Source organism: Bacteroides sp. AR20, from assembly GCF_964250605.1.
GTDB lineage: Bacteria > Bacteroidota > Bacteroidia > Bacteroidales > Bacteroidaceae > Bacteroides > Bacteroides uniformis.
Window position 1 is genome coordinate 1 of sequence record NZ_CAXUGK010000034.1, and the last position, 20,793, is coordinate 20,793.

The following is a 20,793-nucleotide window of genomic DNA, read 5'->3' on the forward strand; positions in this document are numbered from 1 at the left end:
TGTTCGGTTAAACATACCCATGGGTGGGGCACTTTTTAAATGTTGTTCCGGGTCCCTTTTCAAGTGTTAGCTACAGAACACTTTGTTCCATCATATAAAAACAAAGTGTTTTTCTCTGCTGAAACAAAGTGTTCAGTGTTGTGAACTAATAGATTAGCTGAAATAATAGTCTTGTCTTGATTGAGCTAGAGATGTCTTTTTCTCGATTTAACCAGATGTCTTTTTGCTTTATAACGTAATCAGTAGACTGTTTTGGGATTATTGTACTGATAAATATAGTCACATAGGAAAAAAAGAAGGAGTTAATTCCGTGTTTCCACAAAATTAACTCCTTGCATATCTGATATTAATATGTTGTATACTGGAAATTAATATCCTATAGGGGCGGTATAAGGCCTTAGCATTTGATGTTCAATTCATCCAGAATCTTGCGCATGGCTTCGAAAGTAGTGATTCTGGTCGGCACCAATGGCAGGCGGAGCTTGTTCTCAATCATTCCCATTACATTCAGCATGGCTTTTACTCCGGCAGGGTTGCCGTCTACAAACAGAAGCTTGAATAATTCGGCAAATTTGTGGTGAATGGTCAATGCATTGGCATAGTCCCCTTGCAGTGCCAGACGTACCATACGGCTGAACTCACGTGGGAACGCGTTTCCGATGACCGAGATAATGCCGACGGCCCCCAGGGTAATCAGAGGGAAGGTGATGCCGTCATCGCCCGAAATAACGTCGAAATTGGCCGGTTTGTTTTTGATGATGTCGTCCATCTGCGTGATGTCGCCCGAAGCTTCTTTGACGGCTATCACATTCTTGAAATCACGTGCAATGCGCAGGGTTGTTTCTGCCTTCATGTTCACGCCGGTACGACCGGGGACATTATAAAGCACAATCGGCAAATCCGTTGCTTCAGAAATGGCCTTATAATGCTGATATATACCTTCTTGCGATGGCTTGTTGTAATATGGAACGACGGATAGAATGGCATCTACTCCGGTGAAATCGTCATTTTTCAGTGTTTCCACTATGGCCCGGGTGTTGTTTCCACCTACGCCCAGCAGGATAGGAATTCTTCCGTTCACTCGCTCGATGACCATTTTCTTGATTTTCTTTTTCTCTTCTTCAGTCAGAGTCGGAGTTTCTGCCGTGGTGCCGAGCACACATAAAAAGTCGGTATTGTTTTGAAGTTGATAGTCTACCAAACGCATCAACGCATCGTAATCAACGCTTTCATCCTCTTTAAATGGAGTAATCAGCGCTACCCCCATTCCTTTCAATCTTGTCTGTATCATGAGTATTATAAAGTAATCTCTAATTAAATGACTCGCAAAAGTACGAATTTTTTCGATTTACCCTACAAATATAAGCCATAAAAAAGCTTTTTGTGGAAATTTGTTAGGATAGCAATGCCAAAAACTCATCTTCGCTCATAATCTTTACTCCCAGTTTCTGCGCTTTCTCCAGTTTGGCAGGTCCCATATTTTCTCCGGCCAGGATAAAGCTGGTTTTGGAGGAGATACTGCCGACGTTTTTCCCACCGTTCTTTTCAATCATCTCTTTGTATTCGTCCCGTGAGTGGTGGGTGAATACGCCGCTGATGACAATGGACTGGCCCGCCAGTTTGTCGGTGTATCCGCTGAGGTCTTCTTCCGTCCGGTGGAGTTGCAGACCGTTCGATTTCAGCCGTTCCACCAGCTCTCTGTTGGCAGGATTGGAGAAGTAGGTTATAATGCTCTGCGCTATTTTTTCACCGATTTCATCGATGTTTTTCAGCTTTTCGAGGTCTGCGTTTTCCAGTTCTTCGATGTCCGTAAAGGACTTGGCTATTTTCTTGGCAACCGTTTCTCCCACGAAGCGTATGCCCAGTGCAAAGAGCACTCTTTCGAATGGCACTTCTTTACTTGCCGCAATACCGTTGACTATGTTTTCTGCCGATTTTTCGCCCATCCGTTCCAGGTTCTTGATGTCATCGGTTTTGAGCTGGTATAAATCTGCAGTATCCTTTATCAGCCCCAATCGGTAGAACATATCTACTGTTTCAGGTCCCAGTCCGTCTATATTCATGGCTTTGCGGCTGATGAAATGCTCTATTTTCCCTTTAATCTGCGGAGGACAAGCGGTTTCATTGGGGCAATAGTGGGCTGCTTCTCCTTCAAAACGTATCAGTTTGCTGCCGCATTCGGGACAATGGGTGATAAACTTCACTTTTTCACCGATAAGCATACTGCGGGCATCCTTATCGACACCGGTTATTTTGGGGATGATTTCACCGCCTTTTTCCACATACACCATGTCGCCTATATGCAGGTCCAGCCCCTCGATAATATCTGCATTGTGCAGGGAGGCACGTTTCACAATGGTGCCGGACAGTTGTACGGGGTCCAGATTGGCAACCGGAGTGACTGCGCCGGTACGTCCTACTTGGTAGGTAACCCTATTCAAGCGTGTCAGTGCACGTTCTGCCTGGAATTTGTATGCGATGGCCCACCGGGGGGACTTGGCTGTGAATCCCAAATTCTTTTGTTGTCTCAAGCTGTTGACTTTTAGTACAATACCATCAGTAGCTACCGGAAGGTTCTTACGCTCCGTGTCCCAATAATTGATGTATTCGAAGACTTCCTCCAGGCTGTGGGCTTTTCTGGTGTGCTCTGATGTTTTAAATCCCCAGCTGGCGGCGGCTTGCAGATTCTCGTAATGGCCGTCGCAGGGCAATTCCTCTCCCAATAGATAGTAGAGATAAGCATCCAGCTTTCTGGATGCTACGATGGCGGAATTCTGCAACTTCAAGGTACCGGAAGCAGCGTTGCGCGGATTGGCGAAAAGCGGTTCCTCACGTGCTTCCTTTTCCCGGTTCAGTTCTTCGAAAACCACCCAGGGCATCAGGATTTCCCCTCTGATTTCGAATGATTTAGGATAATCCCCATGGAGGACCAGTGGAATCGTTCGGATTGTCTTTACATTGTCCGTCACGTCATCGCCCTTTTCGCCGTCGCCACGGGTGACGGCACGCACCAGTTTGCCATCCTCGTAAGTCAGCGAGATGGAAGTACCGTCATACTTCAGCTCGCAGCAGATTTCAAAATCCTCATTCAACGCTTTCTTTACCCGTTCGTAAAAGTCGGTCACTTCGTTTTCGGAATAGGTGTTTCCCAATGAAAGCATGGGATATTTGTGTGCCACTTGTGTAAAGTTCTTATTCAAATCACTCCCTACACGCATCGTGGGCGAATTATCATCTTGGTATTCAGGATGTTCTTTCTCTAAGTCTTGTAGCTCGCGCATCAGGTCGTCAAACTCCTTGTCGGATATTTCAGGAGCATTCAGCACATAATAATTGTAGTTGTGCTGGTGTAATTCCGCACGGAGCTGGTCTATTTTTTCTTTTACAGTCATAGGGTTTTCGGATTGTTTGAACGCAAAAATACGGGTTTCTCCCCGAATATTTGTACTTTTGCAGCTTGAAATAGCTAAAATAAAGTTATATGCGCATTGACATTATCACAGTTTTGCCGGAGATGATTGAGGGATTCTTTAACTGCTCCATTATGAAACGTGCTCAAAATAAAGGGCTTGCAGAGATACATATCCATAATCTTCGTGATTATACGGAAGATAAGTACCGTCGTGTAGACGATTATCCGTTTGGCGGCTTTGCCGGAATGGTCATGAAGATAGAGCCGATAGAGCGGTGTATCAACGCCTTGAAGGCCGAGCGGGATTACGACGAGGTTATCTTTACGACCCCCGATGGTGAGCAGTTCAATCAGCCGATGGCAAATACTCTTTCCCTTGCCCAGAATCTCATCATTCTCTGCGGGCATTTCAAAGGGATAGATTACCGGATTCGCGAGCATCTCATCACCAAGGAAATCAGTATCGGCGACTATGTGTTGACTGGCGGAGAACTGGCGGCGGCTGTCATGGCAGATGCCATCGTCCGTATCATTCCGGGAGTGATTTCCGATGAGCAGTCTGCACTTTCAGATTCTTTTCAGGACAATCTGCTGGCCGCACCGGTCTATACACGTCCCGCTGATTACAATGGATGGAAGGTTCCGGATATTTTACTCTCCGGACATGAGGCCAAGATTAAGGAATGGGAGCTGCAACAGTCGTTGGAAAGGACCCGTAGATTGCGTCCGGATTTGTTGGGAGAGTAAGTTTACTGATGTAAATAAAAAGAAAAAGGACATTCGTCAATGAATGTCCTTTTTTATGAATATATATTGCGAATGGCAATCTCTTGTTATTCTTTATACCTCGAGTGCACCGATAATATCCTTTATAGACTGATAACCGTGTCTGTCAAGATAGTCATTTATTCCTTCTACCACTTTCACTGTAACCGCCGGATCAATGAAGTTTGCCGTACCAATCTGGATGGCAGAGGCACCTGCAAGCATGAATTCCACAGCATCTTTCCAGTTCATGATACCTCCCAAGCCTATGACGGGGATTTTTACCGCTTTGGCTACTTGCCATACCATACGTAAGGCAATGGGTTTCACGGCCGCACCGGACATGCCACCGGTTACAGTGGAGAGTATCGGACGCCTGCGTTCCGCGTCTATAGCCATTCCCAGCAGGGTATTGATGAGGGAAACACTGTCTGCACCGCCATTTTCGGCTGCGCGGGCTATTTCAGTGATGTCGGTAACGTTCGGGGAGAGCTTTACGATAAGTGTCTTTTTGTAAACTGAGCGCACGGCTTTCACCACTTCTTCGGCGCCCTTGGCGGTAACACCGAATGCCATTCCTCCTTGCTTCACGTTGGGGCAAGAGATGTTCAATTCTATGGCAGGAATTTTGTCAAGTTCATTAATGATTGCGGCTGTTTCGGCATAGTCTTCGATGGCAGAACCCGAAACATTCACAATCATGTTGGTCTGAATGTCCTTGATGCGGGGATAGATGTGTTCAACAAAGTAATGAACACCCTTATTTTGCAGTCCCACAGCGTTTAACATACCCGAAGGAGTCTCTGCCATGCGCGGATATGGATTGCCTTCACGTTTGTGAAGAGTGGTTCCCTTTACAATAATACCGCCTATTCGCGATAGTTCGATGAAATCGGCGAATTCTTCACCATATCCGAATGTTCCGGATGCAGTCATCACCGGATTATTCATTTGTAATTCACCAATATTTACACTTAAATCTGCCATAATAGTTTGTTTATATTAAAAACCGGACCTTCTTTACATACGCACAAATGACCTTCCGTGGTATTTTCTGCACAGCATAGACAAGCGCCTATGCCACACGCCATCATATTTTCCAAAGATACTTCGCAACTGATGCCTTTACTTTTGGCATACTTTGCTACTGCCATCATCATCGGTTTGGGGCCGCAAGTATATATCTGCTCAAAGCACACCTTATTTAATATGGAGTGTTGTGTTACGTATCCCTTCTCTCCGTGGCTGCCATCTTCGGTGGTGGTATACACCTCGCCATAGGCGGCAAATTGTTCCAATTGAAGCAAATCTTTGTCACTTCTGGCACCCAGCAGGAATGTTGGCTTGCAACCTTTCTTGGCGAGCTGTTCGCCTAAATATAACATAGGAGCTGTACCTACACCTCCACCTACCAATAAGAGCTTGTCTGAGGCTTTTTCAGGCATTGTGAAGCAGTTTCCCAGCGGAAGCACTACATTGATTATATCGCCTGCTTTTGCTTCTCCTAATCGCTTGGTTCCGTCGCCTACAAGTTGGATTAAGAACCATACTTCGTTCCGTTGTCTATCTACATAATTGATGGAGATGGGGCGGCGCAAAAAAGTGGTAGGCGAGCCGTCCACGCGAATCTCTGCAAATTGTCCCGGAAGCATTTCCGGAAGTGGGGACGGAGAAGTCAGCTTCAACAACACATAGTTGGCATGCAAGCGGAGGTTCTCTGTCACTGTCAGATCTAAAATATACTTTTTCATATCTATAAAGAGGGATGTTTTTCTTTCGGGTGCAAAGATAGTGTAAACCGAGTGCAGAATAAAATGAACCCGTTTCTTTTTTATGCCGGGGCGTTAGTCTATTTCCATTCTCATTCCTTAATTTTCCGGTTTGAAAGTCTCGTAGGTATTGTCATCAAAGAAAATTCTTATTTCTGTGATTTTTCTGGGAGGTCTTTCTTTGTAGATAATCTCTTGTTTTACAATCTCTTTAGGCGATTTTAGGGCTGTCTCTAATGCAATTTCCTTGCGATTTTTAGATTCTTCCGGCCCGTTGGACAGATTTTCCGGATTCTCGGCGAATAAAGGATAGTCGAATCCATCGTTTTCGGGTGAATCCGGATTATTACTCATATTACCTTTTCCGGTAAGCAGCCACTCCAAGTTTATGTCGTTGTATCGTTGATGCAATCGGAGAATGACTTCCGTACTTGGATATTTGTTACGCGGACCCAAGATGTGAGAAATGGTGGCTTGGGCCACGCCGATACTCTCGGCAAAAGCTCCTGCTGTCAGTTTCTCCCGGTCCATAACCATTTTGAACCTGTCTTTTATACTCATGGTTTATGTGTTATTACAATTGTACATGTTATTTATTGGATTACAAAAGTAAAAAAACGACATCACAAAAGCAAATTAAAAATGTAATATTTTAAAGTTTACAAATGAAATGCTGTTATTACAATATTCATCATTACAAATGCTATAATACAAATTACGAGTAAAATAGGTATTTATCGTAAGTTTAATAAAATAATATATTTATCTAGTTATTAGCATATTATATGGTTATTTTTTGATGGTAAATGCTGTATTACATTTGTTTGTCGCTCATTTTATATAATATATAATTTAATAATTTGATTAATCGTCGTATGTAATTGATATATACATATTTATTGCTTATAATTATATGGGTTAACCCCTACTCTATTATTTTTGTAAACCATCAGTTTGCGATATTAAATATTACTTATTACATTTGTGTTTTTCAAGTGTAATATTACATATGTTATAATACACCCGTCATATAGATATTTATGTAATGTATTAAATTCACAATAGTCAATTATCCTAGTTGTGTATTACAACTATTGTACTCTTGAAAAGTGTAACAGATTTCATATATGACGATTTAAAGCTGAATTGCTCCATCTCTTCTTTTTACTAAAGGAGAAAAGATGTGACATAAATAAGAAAATAAGATGCTTTATTTATTTTCTAGTCTTCAAGACTTAAATCCTTGCTTTATTTCTGTATAATTGGTCGATTCGTTATAAAAACACGATTCTCAGAGCTTATAAATGAACGTAATTTGCTGTAAATATGATTATTATCTCCTATTTTACTGTCTATGCTAAGGACCGAAATAGAAAAAAGGGGGATAAATCCCCCTAAAAATGACATAATGATATTAAATCAGTCTGTTTTATGCTTTTTCCCCTTTTATGGAAAAGGATGCTGTATGGAAGTTAATGTAGAATCTTAAAGACCAATTCCCGGAGGATATCTCCATCGCTTAGGGAGGAATTTCCTACTCCTTTGGATTTGGCATCTGCATATCGAATTTCTCCGATTATCTGCATGGTCTTTACTCCGCTGTAACGGCGCATGGCACTTAGGTATTCGCGCGACTGCCAGGGAGTCTTTAATCCTATGAAACTGGCAATACCCTGCTCCGTCTTTTCGGGTGCATAATAAGCCAACATCAAGTTGGAGAAGAAGCCGAAAAGTAAAGATAAAGTCATCTGGATAGGGTTTGTTTTCGGATTTTCTTCAAAATATTTTATTATTTTATTGGCCTTTAGTATGTCTTTTTCTACAATGGCACTGCGAAGTTCAAAGTTATTATAATCCTTACTGATTCCGATGTTACGTTCTATCTGTTCGGGGGTGACGCGTGTCTGACCTTTTGGAAGAGTTATAATCAGTTTTTCCAGTTCTCCTGTAAGGCGGCTGAGGTCCGTACCTACGAAATCGGCAAGCATGGAGGTGGCTTTAGGATCCAAGTCTACACCTTTGCGCTTCATGTATGAGGTGATGAATGCCGGTAACTGGGCATCCTTCACCTTCTTGGATTCGAATAGAACTCCCACCTTCTCTATTTCGGCCGCCAGCTTCTTTCTTCTGTCCAGCACCCCATGTTTGTGGCATAGAACAAGAATGGTGGAGTTCAACGGTTTTTGCAGGTAGTATGAAAGCTCCTCCATGTTGCGGATGGCCTGCGCTTCCTTTACGACTACGACCTGGCGTTCGGACATCATCGGATAGCGCTTGGCCGCATTGATGACAGTGGCTATATCGACATCTGCACCGTAGACTACGGTCAGGTTGAATTCCTTTTCGGTGTCAGTGAGAACGTTGTCTACAATATAGTCGGAGATGAGGTCTATGTAATACGATTCCTCGCCCATGAGATAGTAGACGGGGCGGTATTGCTTGGCTCTCAACTCTTTTAGAATATCATCACAGGTTGTTTCTTGTTTTGCCATATAATAAAGTAAATGCTATACGAGGGGATGTCCCGTAACGGATTACCAGTCGAACTTCAAGTGTTTTACGGTTTTCTTTTCATCAATAATCATGCGCAAGGATGCGATGCCGATTTCAACATGCTCCTTTACATAATTCTGGGTCACCAGATTGTCGCTTTTATCGGTTTTTACACCTTCCGGAATCATCGGTTGGTCTGAAACCAGCAGAAGGGCTCCCGTGGGAATATGATTGGCAAAACCGCAGCTGAATAGGGTTGCCGTTTCCATATCGACAGCCATGGCACGGGTTTTCTTCAGATATTCTTTGAATTCCTCGTCATGTTCCCAAATGCGGCGGTTGGTGGTGTATACGGTACCGGTCCAGTAGTCACGGGCATAATCGCGGATGGCAGAAGAAACGGCACGTTGCAGCATAAATGCCGGGAGTGACGGGACTTCAGGTGGGAAGTAGTCGTTGGAGGTACCCTCGCCACGGATGGCGGCAATGGGAAGGATGAGGTCCCCTATTCTATTTTTCTTGTCTATACCGCCGCACTTACCCAGAAACAGACATGCCTTGGGCCTGATAGCACTCAGCAAGTCCATGATAATGGCGGCATTAGGACTTCCCATACCAAAATTAATGATGGTCATTCCTTCTGCACTGGCAGATATCATGTTGGCATCTTTACCGAGAATGGGAACATTGAACTTTTCTGCGAAAATCTCTACGTACTTGTTGAAGTTGGTCAACAGAATGTACTCTCCAAAATCCTCCAGGTTACGCTTTGTGTAACGGGGCAGCCAATTGGCTACGATTTCTTCTTTTGTTTTCATAAGATTTCATTAAATTTGTGTTCCCAAAAGACGGGAACCATTATTTAACTTACAAATGTAGTAAATGTTATCGTTAAACCTACCAGCATTCGATGCTAAAATTGCCGCAAGGAACGGAAAAAATGTTATTTTCGATGTAATCCGTCGTCGTTATGTCGCCTTGACCCCTGAAGAATGGGTGCGGCAGCACTTCGTCCACTTTCTTCTTGCTCACAAGGGGTATCCGCAGGCGCTTATGGCAAATGAGGTGCAGGTACAGCTGAACGGTACAAAGAAACGCTGTGATACAGTGCTCTATCGACGCGACCTTACCGCCCGGATGATTGTGGAATACAAGGCGCCTGAAATAGAAATCACCCAAAAGGTTTTCGACCAGATTACCCGCTACAACATGGTGCTGAAAGTGGATTATCTGATTGTCAGCAACGGGCTTCAGCATTATTGTTGCCGCATAGATTACGAGCACAACAGCTATACTTTTCTGCAGGATATACCCGAGTATCAAAACTTATAGGAGGAGCTACCAATAGCCCCCTTGCCTCTCTCATCTCATCGCATCATATACCATGCGTGATATGCGGGCGATGATGTTCGCATTGTCCTCATCCGTCTCGTATGAGTCCATGACGAAGGCGGCAATGTAGTATTTCCGGCCGTCGGGAAGGATAACGAGGCCGGCATCATTATCTGCAGTTTTCATACCGTCGGCATTGCGGTCGGAAGAGCCGGTCTTGTGTCCTACCACGGTTTTGGCTGGCAACATACCTTTCAGTTTGTTGGCACCGGTTTCAGTATCTATCATGGTCTGCCACAAGAAGTCTTTCAGCTCCTTGTTGGAGAACAACTCTTTTTCATCAGCCGTTCTCAGTAGTCGGACCATAGCGGAAGGAGTACTCCAGTTGCGGTATACAGCCTCGAAGCTGGAGTGCATGCCGTCTTCTGTTTCCGAGAGGTTGAAGGAGTCGATACTCAACCGGTGGATATAGTCGTTGATATGTTTGATGCCTCCTGCATATTCTATCAAGATGTCGCAGGCATTGTTGTCGCTTTGGGAAATGCTGTATTGCATCAGTTCCCTAAGCGTAATCGTGAAATCCTGGTCGGGAAACTTCTTCCGCAGGGGGCTGTAGGTATTGGGCGGCATTTGGGATGCCTTTATGGAAACAATGCTGTCCAGACTGATGCTTTGCTTATCCATCTTGTCCAGTACGGCCAGTGCCACATGGAATTTGAATACACTGAGCAAGGGGAAGTGTACATGGTCGTTATACCGGAGCATGTCTCCTTTGTCTGTCCATACGGCTATACCAACGGTGGCTTTCTTGCCATTGAGCAGACTGTCAATCCGGTTTTCAAGTTCAGACATTTGCTGCGCCCGGACGACGGTAGCTATACAAGTGAATAAGGTAAGTATGGCGATGAAATATGCTTTCATAACTTCAATTTCTTTAAGAGGCAATTCGCACGCAAAGATACAACTTTTAGCAGCAAGTTGCTAAAATGAGTTATGGATTATGGGCTATAAGTGTGATAGCTTATAACCCATAATCCATAACTTGTAGCTCATCCTCCCTATTGTTTCTTACTGAACTTCTCCTGCAACTTCTGCATCAATTCGTAGAAATTAGGAATATAGACCGTGGCAAGCAAGGTATTCAGTGCCATACCGAACACTACGGCGGCTCCCAGTGCAATACGGCTTCCCGCCCCTGCTCCGGTTGCAAAAAGCAGCGGCATAACCCCGAATACGAATGCAAGCGATGTCATCAGAATAGGTCGCAGGCGGATATGTCCGGCCTGGAATGCCGCATCGCGGATTGAATTGCCTTGTGCACGAAAGTCACGTGCAAACTCCACAATCAGAATACCGTTTTTGGCAGACAAGGCGACAAGCAGAATGATTCCAATTTGTGTGTAGATGCTGACCGGAGTCCCCATGACATAGCATCCCAGCATGGCACCGAGCAGTGCAACCGGAAGTCCCATTACGGCAGCTACCGGACTGGTCCAGCTTTCGTATTGTGCGGCGAGTACAAGGAAGGCAACCAGCAGTGCCATGACGAATACGACAGTCGTCGTGGTTCCCGCCTGCGTCTCCTGATAGGCTACCGAAGTCCATTCATAGCCGAACTCGTCTCCGAGATGCTCTTTGATTAGACTTTCCATTTGCCGGATACCCTCTCCCGAACTACTGCCCGGAGCCACATTGCAGGTCACGGCTGCTGTGGAATACATGTTATATCTGTTTATCTGGTCCATGCCTAACTGCTCTTCCACCCGGGTGAAGGAAGAGAAAGGCACCATTTCTCCCGATGCATTGGGAACGCTCAATTTCAGAACATCGTCGATGACACGCTGGGCACGGTCGCCCGCCCCCAATTTCACTTGGTAGATGTGTCCGAACTGTACATAGTCGTTGACGTAGGCCTCCCCCATATAGTAACCCAAGGCGGTGAATACACTGTTCAGCGGGATACCCATCAACTGTACCTTGTCGCGGTCTATATTCAAAAAATATTGCGGTACATTGGCTTGGTACTGGCTGCTGACCGATGCCAGTGCCGGATAATTGCGGTAATGCTCCATCAAGGTCTCTACAGCACGCTGCATCTCGGTGGCGCCGAGGTTGTGGCGGTCTTCCAATTGGAGTTGCAGGCCTCCGGTAGCTCCCAGTCCGGGGATGGCAGGCGGGACCATGGCAAATATCTCTGCTTCCTGGATGCCATATACTTCCATATTGAAGCGCTGTACTACGGCTTCAGCCGTATGTTCCTTTCCCTTGCGTTCATTCCAGTTTTTCAGTACGATGAAGTAAGTGGCCGCATTGCTTTGCTCTCCACCTCCCATCACGGAGAAGCCGGATATGCCGATGTAGTCCTTTATTTCGGGGTAAGAATCGAGAATCTTATTTATCTGCTTTCCTACGGCTTGGGTGCGCTCCAGGCTCGATGCAGGGGGAAGTTGTACCACTGCGAGGAAATAGCCGTCATCTTCTTCCGGAACAAATGTGGACGGCCATTTGACAAACAGCAGGACAGCAATCAATGTGAAAACTGCATATGAAACGATGGAAGCGACAGGGCGTTGGAGCAGGTACTCCACTATCCGGTCGTAGACTCCTTGTGTCTTGTCGTACAGATGGTTGAACCCCCGATATAGGGGATTTTTGGAAGGCCGGGTAGGTTGCAGCATCAAGGCACAGAGTGCCGGAGTAAGGGTCAGTGAGTTGAATCCGCTAAGTACGGTGCTGGCTGCAATGGTCAAGGCAAACTGTTTATACAGTTGTCCTGATATGCCGCTGACGAGTGTTGTCGGGATAAATACGGCAAGCAGCACCAGCACTACCCCGACAATGGGTCCGGTAATCTCTCCCATCGCTTCGGTCACAGCCTGGCGGGAGGTGTAGCGCCCCGTGTCCAGCAGACGCGTGGAGTTCTCCACCACCACAATGGCATCATCCACCACGATGGCCACGGCAAGTATCAGTCCGAATAGTGTCAGCGTATTGATGGAGAAGCCGAACAAGGACATGACGGCCAGTGTGCCGATGAGTGATACCGGAATAGTGATGCAGGGAATGACGACCGCCCGCCAGTTCTGCAGGAACAGGAAGATGACGAGAACTACCAGCAGGGTTGTTTCAAGGAACGTCACCATCACTTCGTCTATGGAAGCATGAATGACATCCGTAGTGTCCAGGGTTACATTGTATTGTATGCCTGCAGGGAAATTTTGCGAGAGTTCCTGCATTTTTGCCTTTACTCCTTTGGAAACGTCCAGCGAGTTGCTGCCAGGTTGCTGATAGATAGCGATGGCAGCGGTGGGTTTCCCGTCCAGTTGGGATACTACGCTGTAAGAGGCCGAGCCTAGGTCGATGTGCGCCACGTCGCGCAGACGGAGTATCTTCCCTCCGGCTTCGGTACGCAGGATGATGTTGCCGAACTCTTCGGGCGAGGTAAGGCGCCCTTTTACGGTCAGGCTGTATTGATAGGCATTTTTATTGTCTGTGCCGATGGGTTGCCCTACGTTACCTGCGCTGACTTCCACATTCTGTGATTGGATGGCTTGGTATACATCGGCCGGCGAAAGATAGCGGATGCGCATGGCGGCAGGGTCGAGCCAGATACGCATGGAGTAGTCCCCTGCTCCCATCACATTGACGGCACCCACACCGGGCACACGCGTCAGTTGGTCCACAAGATTCAGCTTGGCATAGTTGCTGAGGTAAAGTCCGTCGTAGTCTTTGCTGTCCGACGTCATCGTGAGGAACATCACGATGTTCGATGACTGTTTCTGCACCGTGACACCTTGTACCACAACGGGAGTAGGCAGTGACGACTGGGCCACGCTGACCCGGTTCTGAACTTGTACGGTAGCCATATCAATGTCCGTGCCTACGGCAAAAGTAATGGTAAGCGAGTAAGCGCCCGATGAGCTGGAGTTGGAGGACATATAAAGCATTCCGTCCACTCCGTTGACTTGCTGCTCGATGGGAATGCCGACGGTTTGTGCTACCGTCTGCGCATTGGCTCCGGGATATACGGCACTGACCTGCACGGTGGGTGGTGTGATGTCCGGATATTGGGCAATGGGCAGGATACCCAGTGTGACCAGTCCTGCTACGACGATGAGCAGCGCCAATACGGTAGCAAAGATAGGACGGTCTATGAAGAATTTTGAAAACATAGGCTTTGGTATTAATCAATTCATATTAGTTGTCGATGGGATGTACTTTCATTCCATCCCTTACCTTCATCAGCGCTTTGGTGACGTAGCGTTCCCGGGGAGTGATGCCTGCCCTTATCTGGCGTAGGCTGTCCCCTATCAGTTGTCCGGTTTCTATATGGCGGTAGCGCACTATATTCGAATCGTTGACTACGTATATGTATTTCCCCAGCTGGTCGGTGCCGATGGAGGCATCCGGCAGCAGGATGGCCTGCTGTTGCTCTCCGTAGGGCAAGATGATGCTGACGTAGAGGCCGCTTTTCAGAAGTCCTTTAGGATTGTCGAGACGGGCGCGGATGTTCAGAGTTCCGGTGTTCAAGTCTACGTTGGGCGAAAGATAATCCAGTTGTGCAGGATAAGTGAGAAGCCCGTCTTTGCCCAGGCTGACGGTTACTTGCCGGGGAATGCTGTCCCCTTGCTGCATCAGCATGGAGAGCCATTGGTTGTCTGCCACGTTGAAGTAGGTGTACAGATGGTCGTCCTTGTAGATGGTTGCCAGTGTGACGGGCTGCACGCTGCCGCCTACATAGCTTCCGGCATCCACCAGGTTACGGCTTACAGTGCCGTCGAAGGGGGCACGGACGGTGCAGTAGCTCAGATTGGTGCGTGCCGTGTTCAGGGCTGCTTCCGCATTGCTCACTGCAGCCTGCGAAGTTGCCACGTTGGATTGTGCTTGTAGCACTTGTATACGGCTTACAGCATCGCTTTTCACGGCTTCCTGCATACGTGTGTAGTTGTTTTGGGCGTATTCCAGGTTGGCGCGGGCAGTGTTGAGTTCTGCTTCTGCCTGCCGCACATTGTCTTGATAGACTGTCGGTTCGATGACAAAAAGTACTTGTCCCTGGCGTACCCGGCTGCCGGGAGCGTAAGCGATGGTCTGTAAGGTTCCGCTGACTCTGCCTACCAGGTCTACGGTCTTTTCAGAAGTCAGGTAGCCCGGATATTCTTTCGTCAGCGTAATGTTCTGCACTGTCGGACGGGCCACGCTTATCTCGGGAACGGGCATCGTTTGTGCCGTTTCTTTCCTTCCCCCGCATCCCGTTGCCAGCAATGGCAGGATGAGCAGGGTGATGTACATTTGATTTTTCATATACGGTTCGGTTTAGTTTATATTCTTATTTCTGATTCATTTCATATCCACCTCCCAATGCCTGGTATAAGGCTATCAGATGCAGCAAGGAGCTGCCTTGTGCCTGCACCAGCTGATTTTCGTATGTCAGGAGTGAGCGTAGTGCGTCCAGTACGTTCTGGAAGGGAGTAAGTCCTTGTTTGTACAAATCGAGGGAGAGTTTCAGAGTTTCTTCTCCCTGGTTGCATACTTCGCGCATGGCAACAATCTGTTGGATGGAGTTGCGATAGGAGTTCATGGCATTATCCGTTTCCTGCACGGCGGTAAGCACTGTCTGGTTGAACTGGTGAATGGATTCATCGAGCTGGGCACGTGCCAGACGGGTGGCATTCACCAGTTTGGTACCGCTGAATAAGGTCCAGCTGATGCTTGGAGCAATTTCAAACGTCATACTGTTCCGTTTAGTCAAGTCCTTCAAGTCATGGGAGGAATAGCCGATGGAACCTTTTAGGAACACTTGCGGCAGCCAGTCACTTTGAGATGCGCCGAGTGTTGCCGCCTGCGCGTTGACTTGGCGTTCGGCTTGCCGTATATCGGGGCGGCGGAGCAGCAGGTCGGCAGGAACACCGATGCCTATGGGTTCCATATAGTCGGGCAGTTTGCTGGGCTTCTCCAATATGGGGCGGATATGCTGGGGGTAAGTACCGAGTAAGATTGCGAGCGTCGTGATGTATTGGTTGATGCCTGCCTCCAGTTGTGGGATGGAGGCTTTGGTACTGTAATATACGGATTTGGCTTGTGAAACGTCCAGTTTGGACACCAGTCCGGTTTTGTAGCGTACTTCGGTAATGTTAAGTACGGCTGCCTGGGTATGGCAATTGTGGGTCACTACACTTAGCTCTTGCTGCAGTTCGCGGAGTCCGATGTAGGCAGAAGCTATCTGGGCACAGAGGGATACCATGACAGAGGTATATTCCTCCTTGCTTGCCATGAAGGTTTCCCGCTGTGCCTTTACCCGTTGGCGGATACTTCCGAATACGTCCAGCTCCCAACTGGCGTTGAGCGAGGCGCTGTATGCACCGGTAATGGATTGCGGAAGTGCGTTGACATTGCCGCTGCTTTGCTGCCGTGCCCATCCTCCGTCCAATGAGATGGAAGGGAAAAAGCTGCCGCGTTCTATCCGCAGATTGGATTTAGCCATATCCATACGGTCCATGGCAGAAAGTACGGAATAGTTTTGAGTGGAGGCTACCGTAATCAATGAATCCAGCATCGGGTCATCGAAGGCTTTCCACCACTTGTCGTCAATGGGTGGTATTTGTCCGCTGAACAGATTGTCATCTCCGGGAATGGCATGGGAGGCGTCCTTTCCCCAGCCTTGTGGGAGTGGTTTCTCAAGATAGCGGTTGGCTTTCTGTGCCATAGCCGCAGGACATAGGCATAATATGAGCAACGCAGTGCTCCAAACTTTTATATTCATAAATAAAGGTTTAGGTGGTTATCTTTTTATGGGATTGATAACAACCTAAACCTTTATTTGTTTATGAGTATTTACTCGGTATACCCGAGTATCTTAGAAGGCATACCCGAAACCCACATTCAAGTAGATGGGATACATGGCAAAGGTAATTGTATTGAAATCTTTCTTGAAAATATCATTCAATCCCCATGTAAGGTCGGCAAATACACTCAGATGTTTGAAGGCACGCCAGTCTACACCAGCTTGCACGCCCCAGGCAAACTTGCGCAAATCATCCGAAAAGTCGTAAGTGGCAATGGCACCGTCGGAGAAGTTTACCTTTTCTCCGGTGGAGTCTCCTTCACGCAAATAGCCTTCATATACATGTCCGGAGAATTCCTCATCCATCAGATATGAGACATATATACCTGCTTTGGCCCGCAATCGTGAGTTGATTTTATATGCACCCAGCACGGGGACGGTGATGTAGGCATTGCGTACTTTAGTTTTTACTCCCCCGGTCCAGTTGCCTTTCAAACGGTTACCGTCATTTCCTATGATTTCCATGCCATAGTTCTTTACTGTCGCTTTAGTAATCATATTTTTGGTTTCCAGTCTTACACCGGTTATTACACCCCATTTTTTTGTTTTGCCCAACCATTTGATGGCATTTCCTTCCAGCATAAAGGCTAAGGTAGGATTATAGGCATCGATACTTCGTATTTCTACGGGTAATGGAAGCGGAGAAGTGCCGCCGATACTGACACCGGCCCTTATTTCATATTCCCAACCGTGTAGAGCGGCGTTTATAAGCGTACGGTTCTGGTTTTCTTGAGCGTATAAGGCAGTCTGCATACATCCCACCAGTACGATAAATGCTAATATTTTCTTTATCATGTTGTATTCCAATTCTATATGATTCTTATTCGTAAATCAGTTCCACTTCGTCTATAAGTAAAGTGCTTCCTGGAGCACCCTCAAAAGTGGCACCATCCTTGCTTGAGGCAAATATGATGCCTATCTTATATTCTCCTTTAGCCAGTCTGGCTTCGTCAATCTTCTTTCCGTACCGTTGGTAGTCGAAAGGTATATCAAAGAATTTCCATTCGTCTCCTTCTGTTTCTTGCGGATTGGAAACTAAAGCAAGAGCCACCATGCTGGAGTGTTCGTAGTTTTGATTCGGCAGATTTCCATCCAGTGTTACATCTGTCCCCTTTCCTGCACTGTCATATTTTACTCCATCATAAAATATTGCATAGATATTGAATATATCTTTTCGGGAGGTATATTCGCCATTTTCATAAAATTGTTCTCCGGCCTTATACTTATAGTATCCAGTCAGTCGTAAAGGTTTATTGTAGAAAGGAGTACCGAAGCGCGTAGCACTAAGCGGATTGGTAATAGCATTCAGCATGTCGAAACTGCCGATAAACAGATTACCGGCGGCGATGGGCATACCTACCATGTTACCTAAGTCGCCAGTGAGGCGTGTTTCCAATTTCACACATTTTCCAGTTTTGCCATTGTCTATTTGGGTAGTAGGATAATCTTCTGTTGCGGCTTCACTCATAGCCCATTTGAATCCCTTATTACCACTTGCCCATGTCAATTCGTTACCGGAATCTTGCTCTTCGTAGAATTCCTGCCATACATTTTGCATGATTCTTACCTTTTCAAAGTGGTATGTGGTCGGAATGTTACTTGCCTTTTGTTCTCTGGCAGTAATGGCGTAGACACGATGCCAGGCCTTGTCTTCCGAAGTGACTGTATATCGTACTGGAGTCGTGAAGTTCTGAACACTCCCACTGGCAGGACTGATGGTAGCTCCCGGAGTCAATTCAAATATGGGGGCCAGACTTGTCATGTCCGTACCTTCTTTCACACTGATCCGTATTGGGTAGGCGTTCTGGCTTTCGTCGTACGACGGGTTCAGATCAATGTATGAATTTGCCAGTACATCTTCTTCAAAAGAGATGCCTGTTATATCAGCTTCAGCATTGGGTGCTTCATCTTTTATGCACGATGCCATCAATATTCCGAAAAGTGAATAGAGTATGAATAATTTGTTTAGTCTCATGCTTTTTAATTTAATTCTATTAATTTTTCAAGCAACAAAACTACTTCTTTTTTCTCTAATAGCAGGTTTTTATGAGCTTATTTAACAAAAAAACGGCAATAGGTGCTTTACTATTGCCGTTTTATATATAGAAAATGTTCTATTTTTAATTATCTGAGCCGATATGTACGATTTTTCTTTTGGCTCTTACTGGCTTTTCCTTTACAACTTCCACTTTCTGTTCGGGAGTTATACCTGCTAATTCCGGGTCAATCATGATACGGCCACAATATTCGCAAACGATAATTTTCTTGCGTGAGCGGATGTCCAATTGTCTCTGGGGCGGAATCTTGTTGAAGCAACCACCGCAAGCATCACGCTGTACGTATACAATACCCAGTCCATTGCGTGAATTCTTACGGATACGTTTGAAGGACTGAAGCAGACGGGGTTCAATCTTTGTTTCCAGTTCTTTGGCTTTGTCTCTCAGCTTCTCTTCCTCTTGTTTGGTCTCGGAGATGATTTCGTCCAGTTCGCTCTTCTTTACGTCGAGGTCTTTTTGTCTTTCTTCCAGAGCAGCAGTGCTTTCTGCTACTTCTTGAGATTTTTCTTCCTCTTGTGCGGCAAATTCCTTGATACGCTTTTCGCAGAGTTCGATTTCCAATGTCTGGAATTCGATTTCCTTGCTTAAGAAGTCATATTCGCGGTTGTTGCGTACGTTGTCCTGCTGGTCTTTATATTTAGCTACAGAAGCCTTTGCGGTTTCAATTTCAACTTTCTTTCCTGCAATGGAGGATTTCAACTCGGCAACTTCTGCCTTGATTCTGTCTATACGGGTACTCAGACCGGCTATTTCGTCTTCCAAGTCCTGTACTTCCAGTGGAAGTTCACCTCTCAACGTCTTGATTTCATCGATTTTGGACAGCATTGTCTGCAATTGGAACAAAGCTTTCAACTTCTGTTCTACGGTTAATTCCTGAGGATCTTTTTTTGCTTCTTTAGCCATTTTACTTACATGTATTTTATGGGGTTTGTATTCACTTTGGTCATCTGAACCTCAAAATGAGGAAACAAATCCCGGATTATTGTATAAAATATTTCTTTCGTATATTGCTCACTTTCATAATGCCCTATTTCAGCCAATAATATATCGGTATCATGTCCGAAATAGTCATGGTATTTTATCTCGCCGGTGATAAAGACATCTGCACGGTTGCGGATGGCAAGCGGCATTAGGAAAGCGCCGGCGCCGCCACATAATGCAACAGTCTGTATTTCCCGCCCGAGGAGTTTGTTATGTCTGAGACACCCTACTTCGAAGGTTTTCTTTATCCGTTTCAGGAATTCAAGTTCTGTCTCCGGTACTTCCAATTCGCCAATGACACCGGCTCCGGCTTGTGGCCATGAGTTTTGCAAGGGATAAATATCATAGACCGGTTCTTCATATGGATGTGCCGCAAGCAGTGCCTTGACAGTTGCCGCTTTTTTGTAGGCGGGTATGATTGTCTCAATACGTACTTCACGTTCGGTATGCAGCTCCCCTATCGCTCCACAGTATGGGGTGGCACCTTCCCGGGCTCGGAATGTCCCCTCGCCTTCCATGTTATAACTGCACAAATCATAGTTGCCGATATTGCCGCATCCAGCGACGAACAAGGCTTTCCTCACGTCTTCCGCTTGGGCGGTCGGTACAAATGTGGTCAGCTTTACCAGCGCATTTTCCTTGGCTTCCAGGATACGGACATTCTTCAAACCGATTTTCTCGGCAATCTTGAAGTTCACTCCTCCCGGTGCATTATCCAGGTTAGTGTGCGCAGCATAAACAACGATGTCATTCTTGATGGCTTTCAAGATACAACGTTCCACATAATCCCTGCCCGTGATGGATTTATACCCTTTGAAAATGAGAGGGTGATGTGATATAACCACATTATATCCCAATGCAATGGCTTCATCCAGTACAGCTTCAGTAACGTCAAGACACAACAAAGCCCCTGTTGCTTCCGCATCTGTCAATCCGATTTGCAGGCCGGCATTATCAAATCCGTCTTGCAATGGCAGAGGCGCGAACCGTTCAAGGGCGCTTACTAATTCCTTAATTTTCATTGTGAACAGAAAATTTGGTTGCAAATATAGTAAAAAGCAATGGATTGAGAATGTTTTTTATTCTTTTTATAAAATATCAGTAACAAATTTGAGTAATAGACGGTTTTCTTCCAACAAAAAC

17 protein-coding genes are annotated in these 20,793 nt (G+C 46.0%); 2 read left to right on the top strand and 15 right to left on the bottom strand.

Annotated elements, in window-relative coordinates:
- Positions 1–397: 397 nt before the first annotated feature.
- Both dapA and ligA read right to left on the bottom strand, forming a co-directional pair.
- Positions 398–1,291: a 4-hydroxy-tetrahydrodipicolinate synthase gene (gene dapA / locus ACESTD_RS15450; RefSeq protein ID WP_005827769.1), complete on the bottom strand. Its 894-nt coding sequence runs from the start codon at positions 1,289–1,291 to the stop codon at positions 398–400.
- Between the two features lie 103 nt (positions 1,292–1,394).
- The gene (gene ligA / locus ACESTD_RS15455) at positions 1,395–3,392 is read right to left on the bottom strand and encodes an NAD-dependent DNA ligase LigA (protein WP_057089422.1); all 1,998 of its coding nucleotides are present in this window, start codon (positions 3,390–3,392) and stop codon (positions 1,395–1,397) included.
- Between the two features lie 89 nt (positions 3,393–3,481).
- Between ligA and trmD the strand changes: the two genes are divergently transcribed.
- Positions 3,482–4,159, top strand: a complete 678-nt coding sequence (gene trmD, locus ACESTD_RS15460; protein ID WP_005837186.1) for a tRNA (guanosine(37)-N1)-methyltransferase TrmD — start codon at positions 3,482–3,484, stop codon at positions 4,157–4,159.
- 93 nt (positions 4,160–4,252) lie between these two features.
- Here trmD and ACESTD_RS15465 read toward each other — a convergent pair whose 3' ends face one another.
- The 5 genes from ACESTD_RS15465 to ACESTD_RS15485 all read right to left on the bottom strand — a co-directional run bounded on the left by ACESTD_RS15465 (position 4,253) and on the right by ACESTD_RS15485 (position 9,257).
- Positions 4,253–5,164: a dihydroorotate dehydrogenase gene (locus tag ACESTD_RS15465; RefSeq protein WP_009038379.1), complete on the bottom strand. Its 912-nt coding sequence runs from the start codon at positions 5,162–5,164 to the stop codon at positions 4,253–4,255.
- The gene (locus ACESTD_RS15470; RefSeq protein ID WP_057281048.1) at positions 5,152–5,928 is read right to left on the bottom strand and encodes a dihydroorotate dehydrogenase electron transfer subunit; all 777 of its coding nucleotides are present in this window, start codon (positions 5,926–5,928) and stop codon (positions 5,152–5,154) included. Before ACESTD_RS15470 ends, ACESTD_RS15465 begins: the two co-directional genes overlap by 13 nt.
- Before the next feature lie 117 nt (positions 5,929–6,045).
- Positions 6,046–6,507, bottom strand: a complete 462-nt coding sequence (locus ACESTD_RS15475) for a helix-turn-helix domain-containing protein (RefSeq protein WP_005827779.1) — start codon at positions 6,505–6,507, stop codon at positions 6,046–6,048.
- A gap of 911 nt (positions 6,508–7,418) precedes the next feature.
- On the bottom strand, positions 7,419–8,438 hold the full coding sequence (holA, locus tag ACESTD_RS15480; protein WP_005837183.1) for a DNA polymerase III subunit delta: 1,020 nt from the start codon (positions 8,436–8,438) through the stop codon (positions 7,419–7,421).
- Positions 8,439–8,480: 42 nt separating this feature from the next.
- Positions 8,481–9,257 carry an AMP nucleosidase gene (locus ACESTD_RS15485; RefSeq protein ID WP_005837181.1) on the bottom strand — a complete coding sequence of 259 codons (777 nt, stop codon included), beginning with the start codon at positions 9,255–9,257 and terminating at the stop codon, positions 8,481–8,483.
- Between the two features lie 64 nt (positions 9,258–9,321).
- Between ACESTD_RS15485 and ACESTD_RS15490 the strand changes: the two genes are divergently transcribed.
- On the top strand, positions 9,322–9,771 hold the full coding sequence (locus tag ACESTD_RS15490) for a type I restriction enzyme HsdR N-terminal domain-containing protein (RefSeq protein ID WP_005827787.1): 450 nt from the start codon (positions 9,322–9,324) through the stop codon (positions 9,769–9,771).
- Between the two features lie 30 nt (positions 9,772–9,801).
- On the opposite strand, the gene ACESTD_RS15495 is transcribed toward ACESTD_RS15490, so the two are convergent.
- The 8 genes from ACESTD_RS15495 to ACESTD_RS15530 all read right to left on the bottom strand — a co-directional run bounded on the left by ACESTD_RS15495 (position 9,802) and on the right by ACESTD_RS15530 (position 20,672).
- Positions 9,802–10,692, bottom strand: a complete 891-nt coding sequence (locus ACESTD_RS15495) for a CblA family class A beta-lactamase (RefSeq protein WP_005827792.1) — start codon at positions 10,690–10,692, stop codon at positions 9,802–9,804.
- A gap of 137 nt (positions 10,693–10,829) precedes the next feature.
- The gene (locus tag ACESTD_RS15500) at positions 10,830–13,943 is read right to left on the bottom strand and encodes an efflux RND transporter permease subunit (RefSeq protein ID WP_118274942.1); all 3,114 of its coding nucleotides are present in this window, start codon (positions 13,941–13,943) and stop codon (positions 10,830–10,832) included.
- Between the two features lie 25 nt (positions 13,944–13,968).
- Complete coding sequence (locus tag ACESTD_RS15505; RefSeq protein ID WP_117959113.1) at positions 13,969–15,072, bottom strand: efflux RND transporter periplasmic adaptor subunit; 1,104 nt, start codon at positions 15,070–15,072, stop codon at positions 13,969–13,971.
- A gap of 25 nt (positions 15,073–15,097) precedes the next feature.
- Complete coding sequence (locus ACESTD_RS15510; protein ID WP_035448557.1) at positions 15,098–16,531, bottom strand: efflux transporter outer membrane subunit; 1,434 nt, start codon at positions 16,529–16,531, stop codon at positions 15,098–15,100.
- Between the two features lie 93 nt (positions 16,532–16,624).
- A complete protein-coding gene (locus ACESTD_RS15515; RefSeq protein ID WP_005837175.1) occupies positions 16,625–17,407 on the bottom strand; it encodes a porin family protein in 783 nt (260 codons plus the stop codon).
- A 25-nt stretch (positions 17,408–17,432) separates the two neighbouring features.
- Positions 17,433–18,587, bottom strand: a complete 1,155-nt coding sequence (locus ACESTD_RS15520) for a PCMD domain-containing protein (protein WP_005837174.1) — start codon at positions 18,585–18,587, stop codon at positions 17,433–17,435.
- Between the two features lie 145 nt (positions 18,588–18,732).
- On the bottom strand, positions 18,733–19,572 hold the full coding sequence (locus ACESTD_RS15525) for a zinc ribbon domain-containing protein (RefSeq protein WP_005827804.1): 840 nt from the start codon (positions 19,570–19,572) through the stop codon (positions 18,733–18,735).
- 5 nt (positions 19,573–19,577) lie between these two features.
- Positions 19,578–20,672 (bottom strand): Nif3-like dinuclear metal center hexameric protein, encoded by a 1,095-nt coding sequence (locus tag ACESTD_RS15530; protein ID WP_373158994.1) that lies wholly within the window; start codon positions 20,670–20,672, stop codon positions 19,578–19,580.
- Positions 20,673–20,793 lie beyond the last annotated feature (121 nt).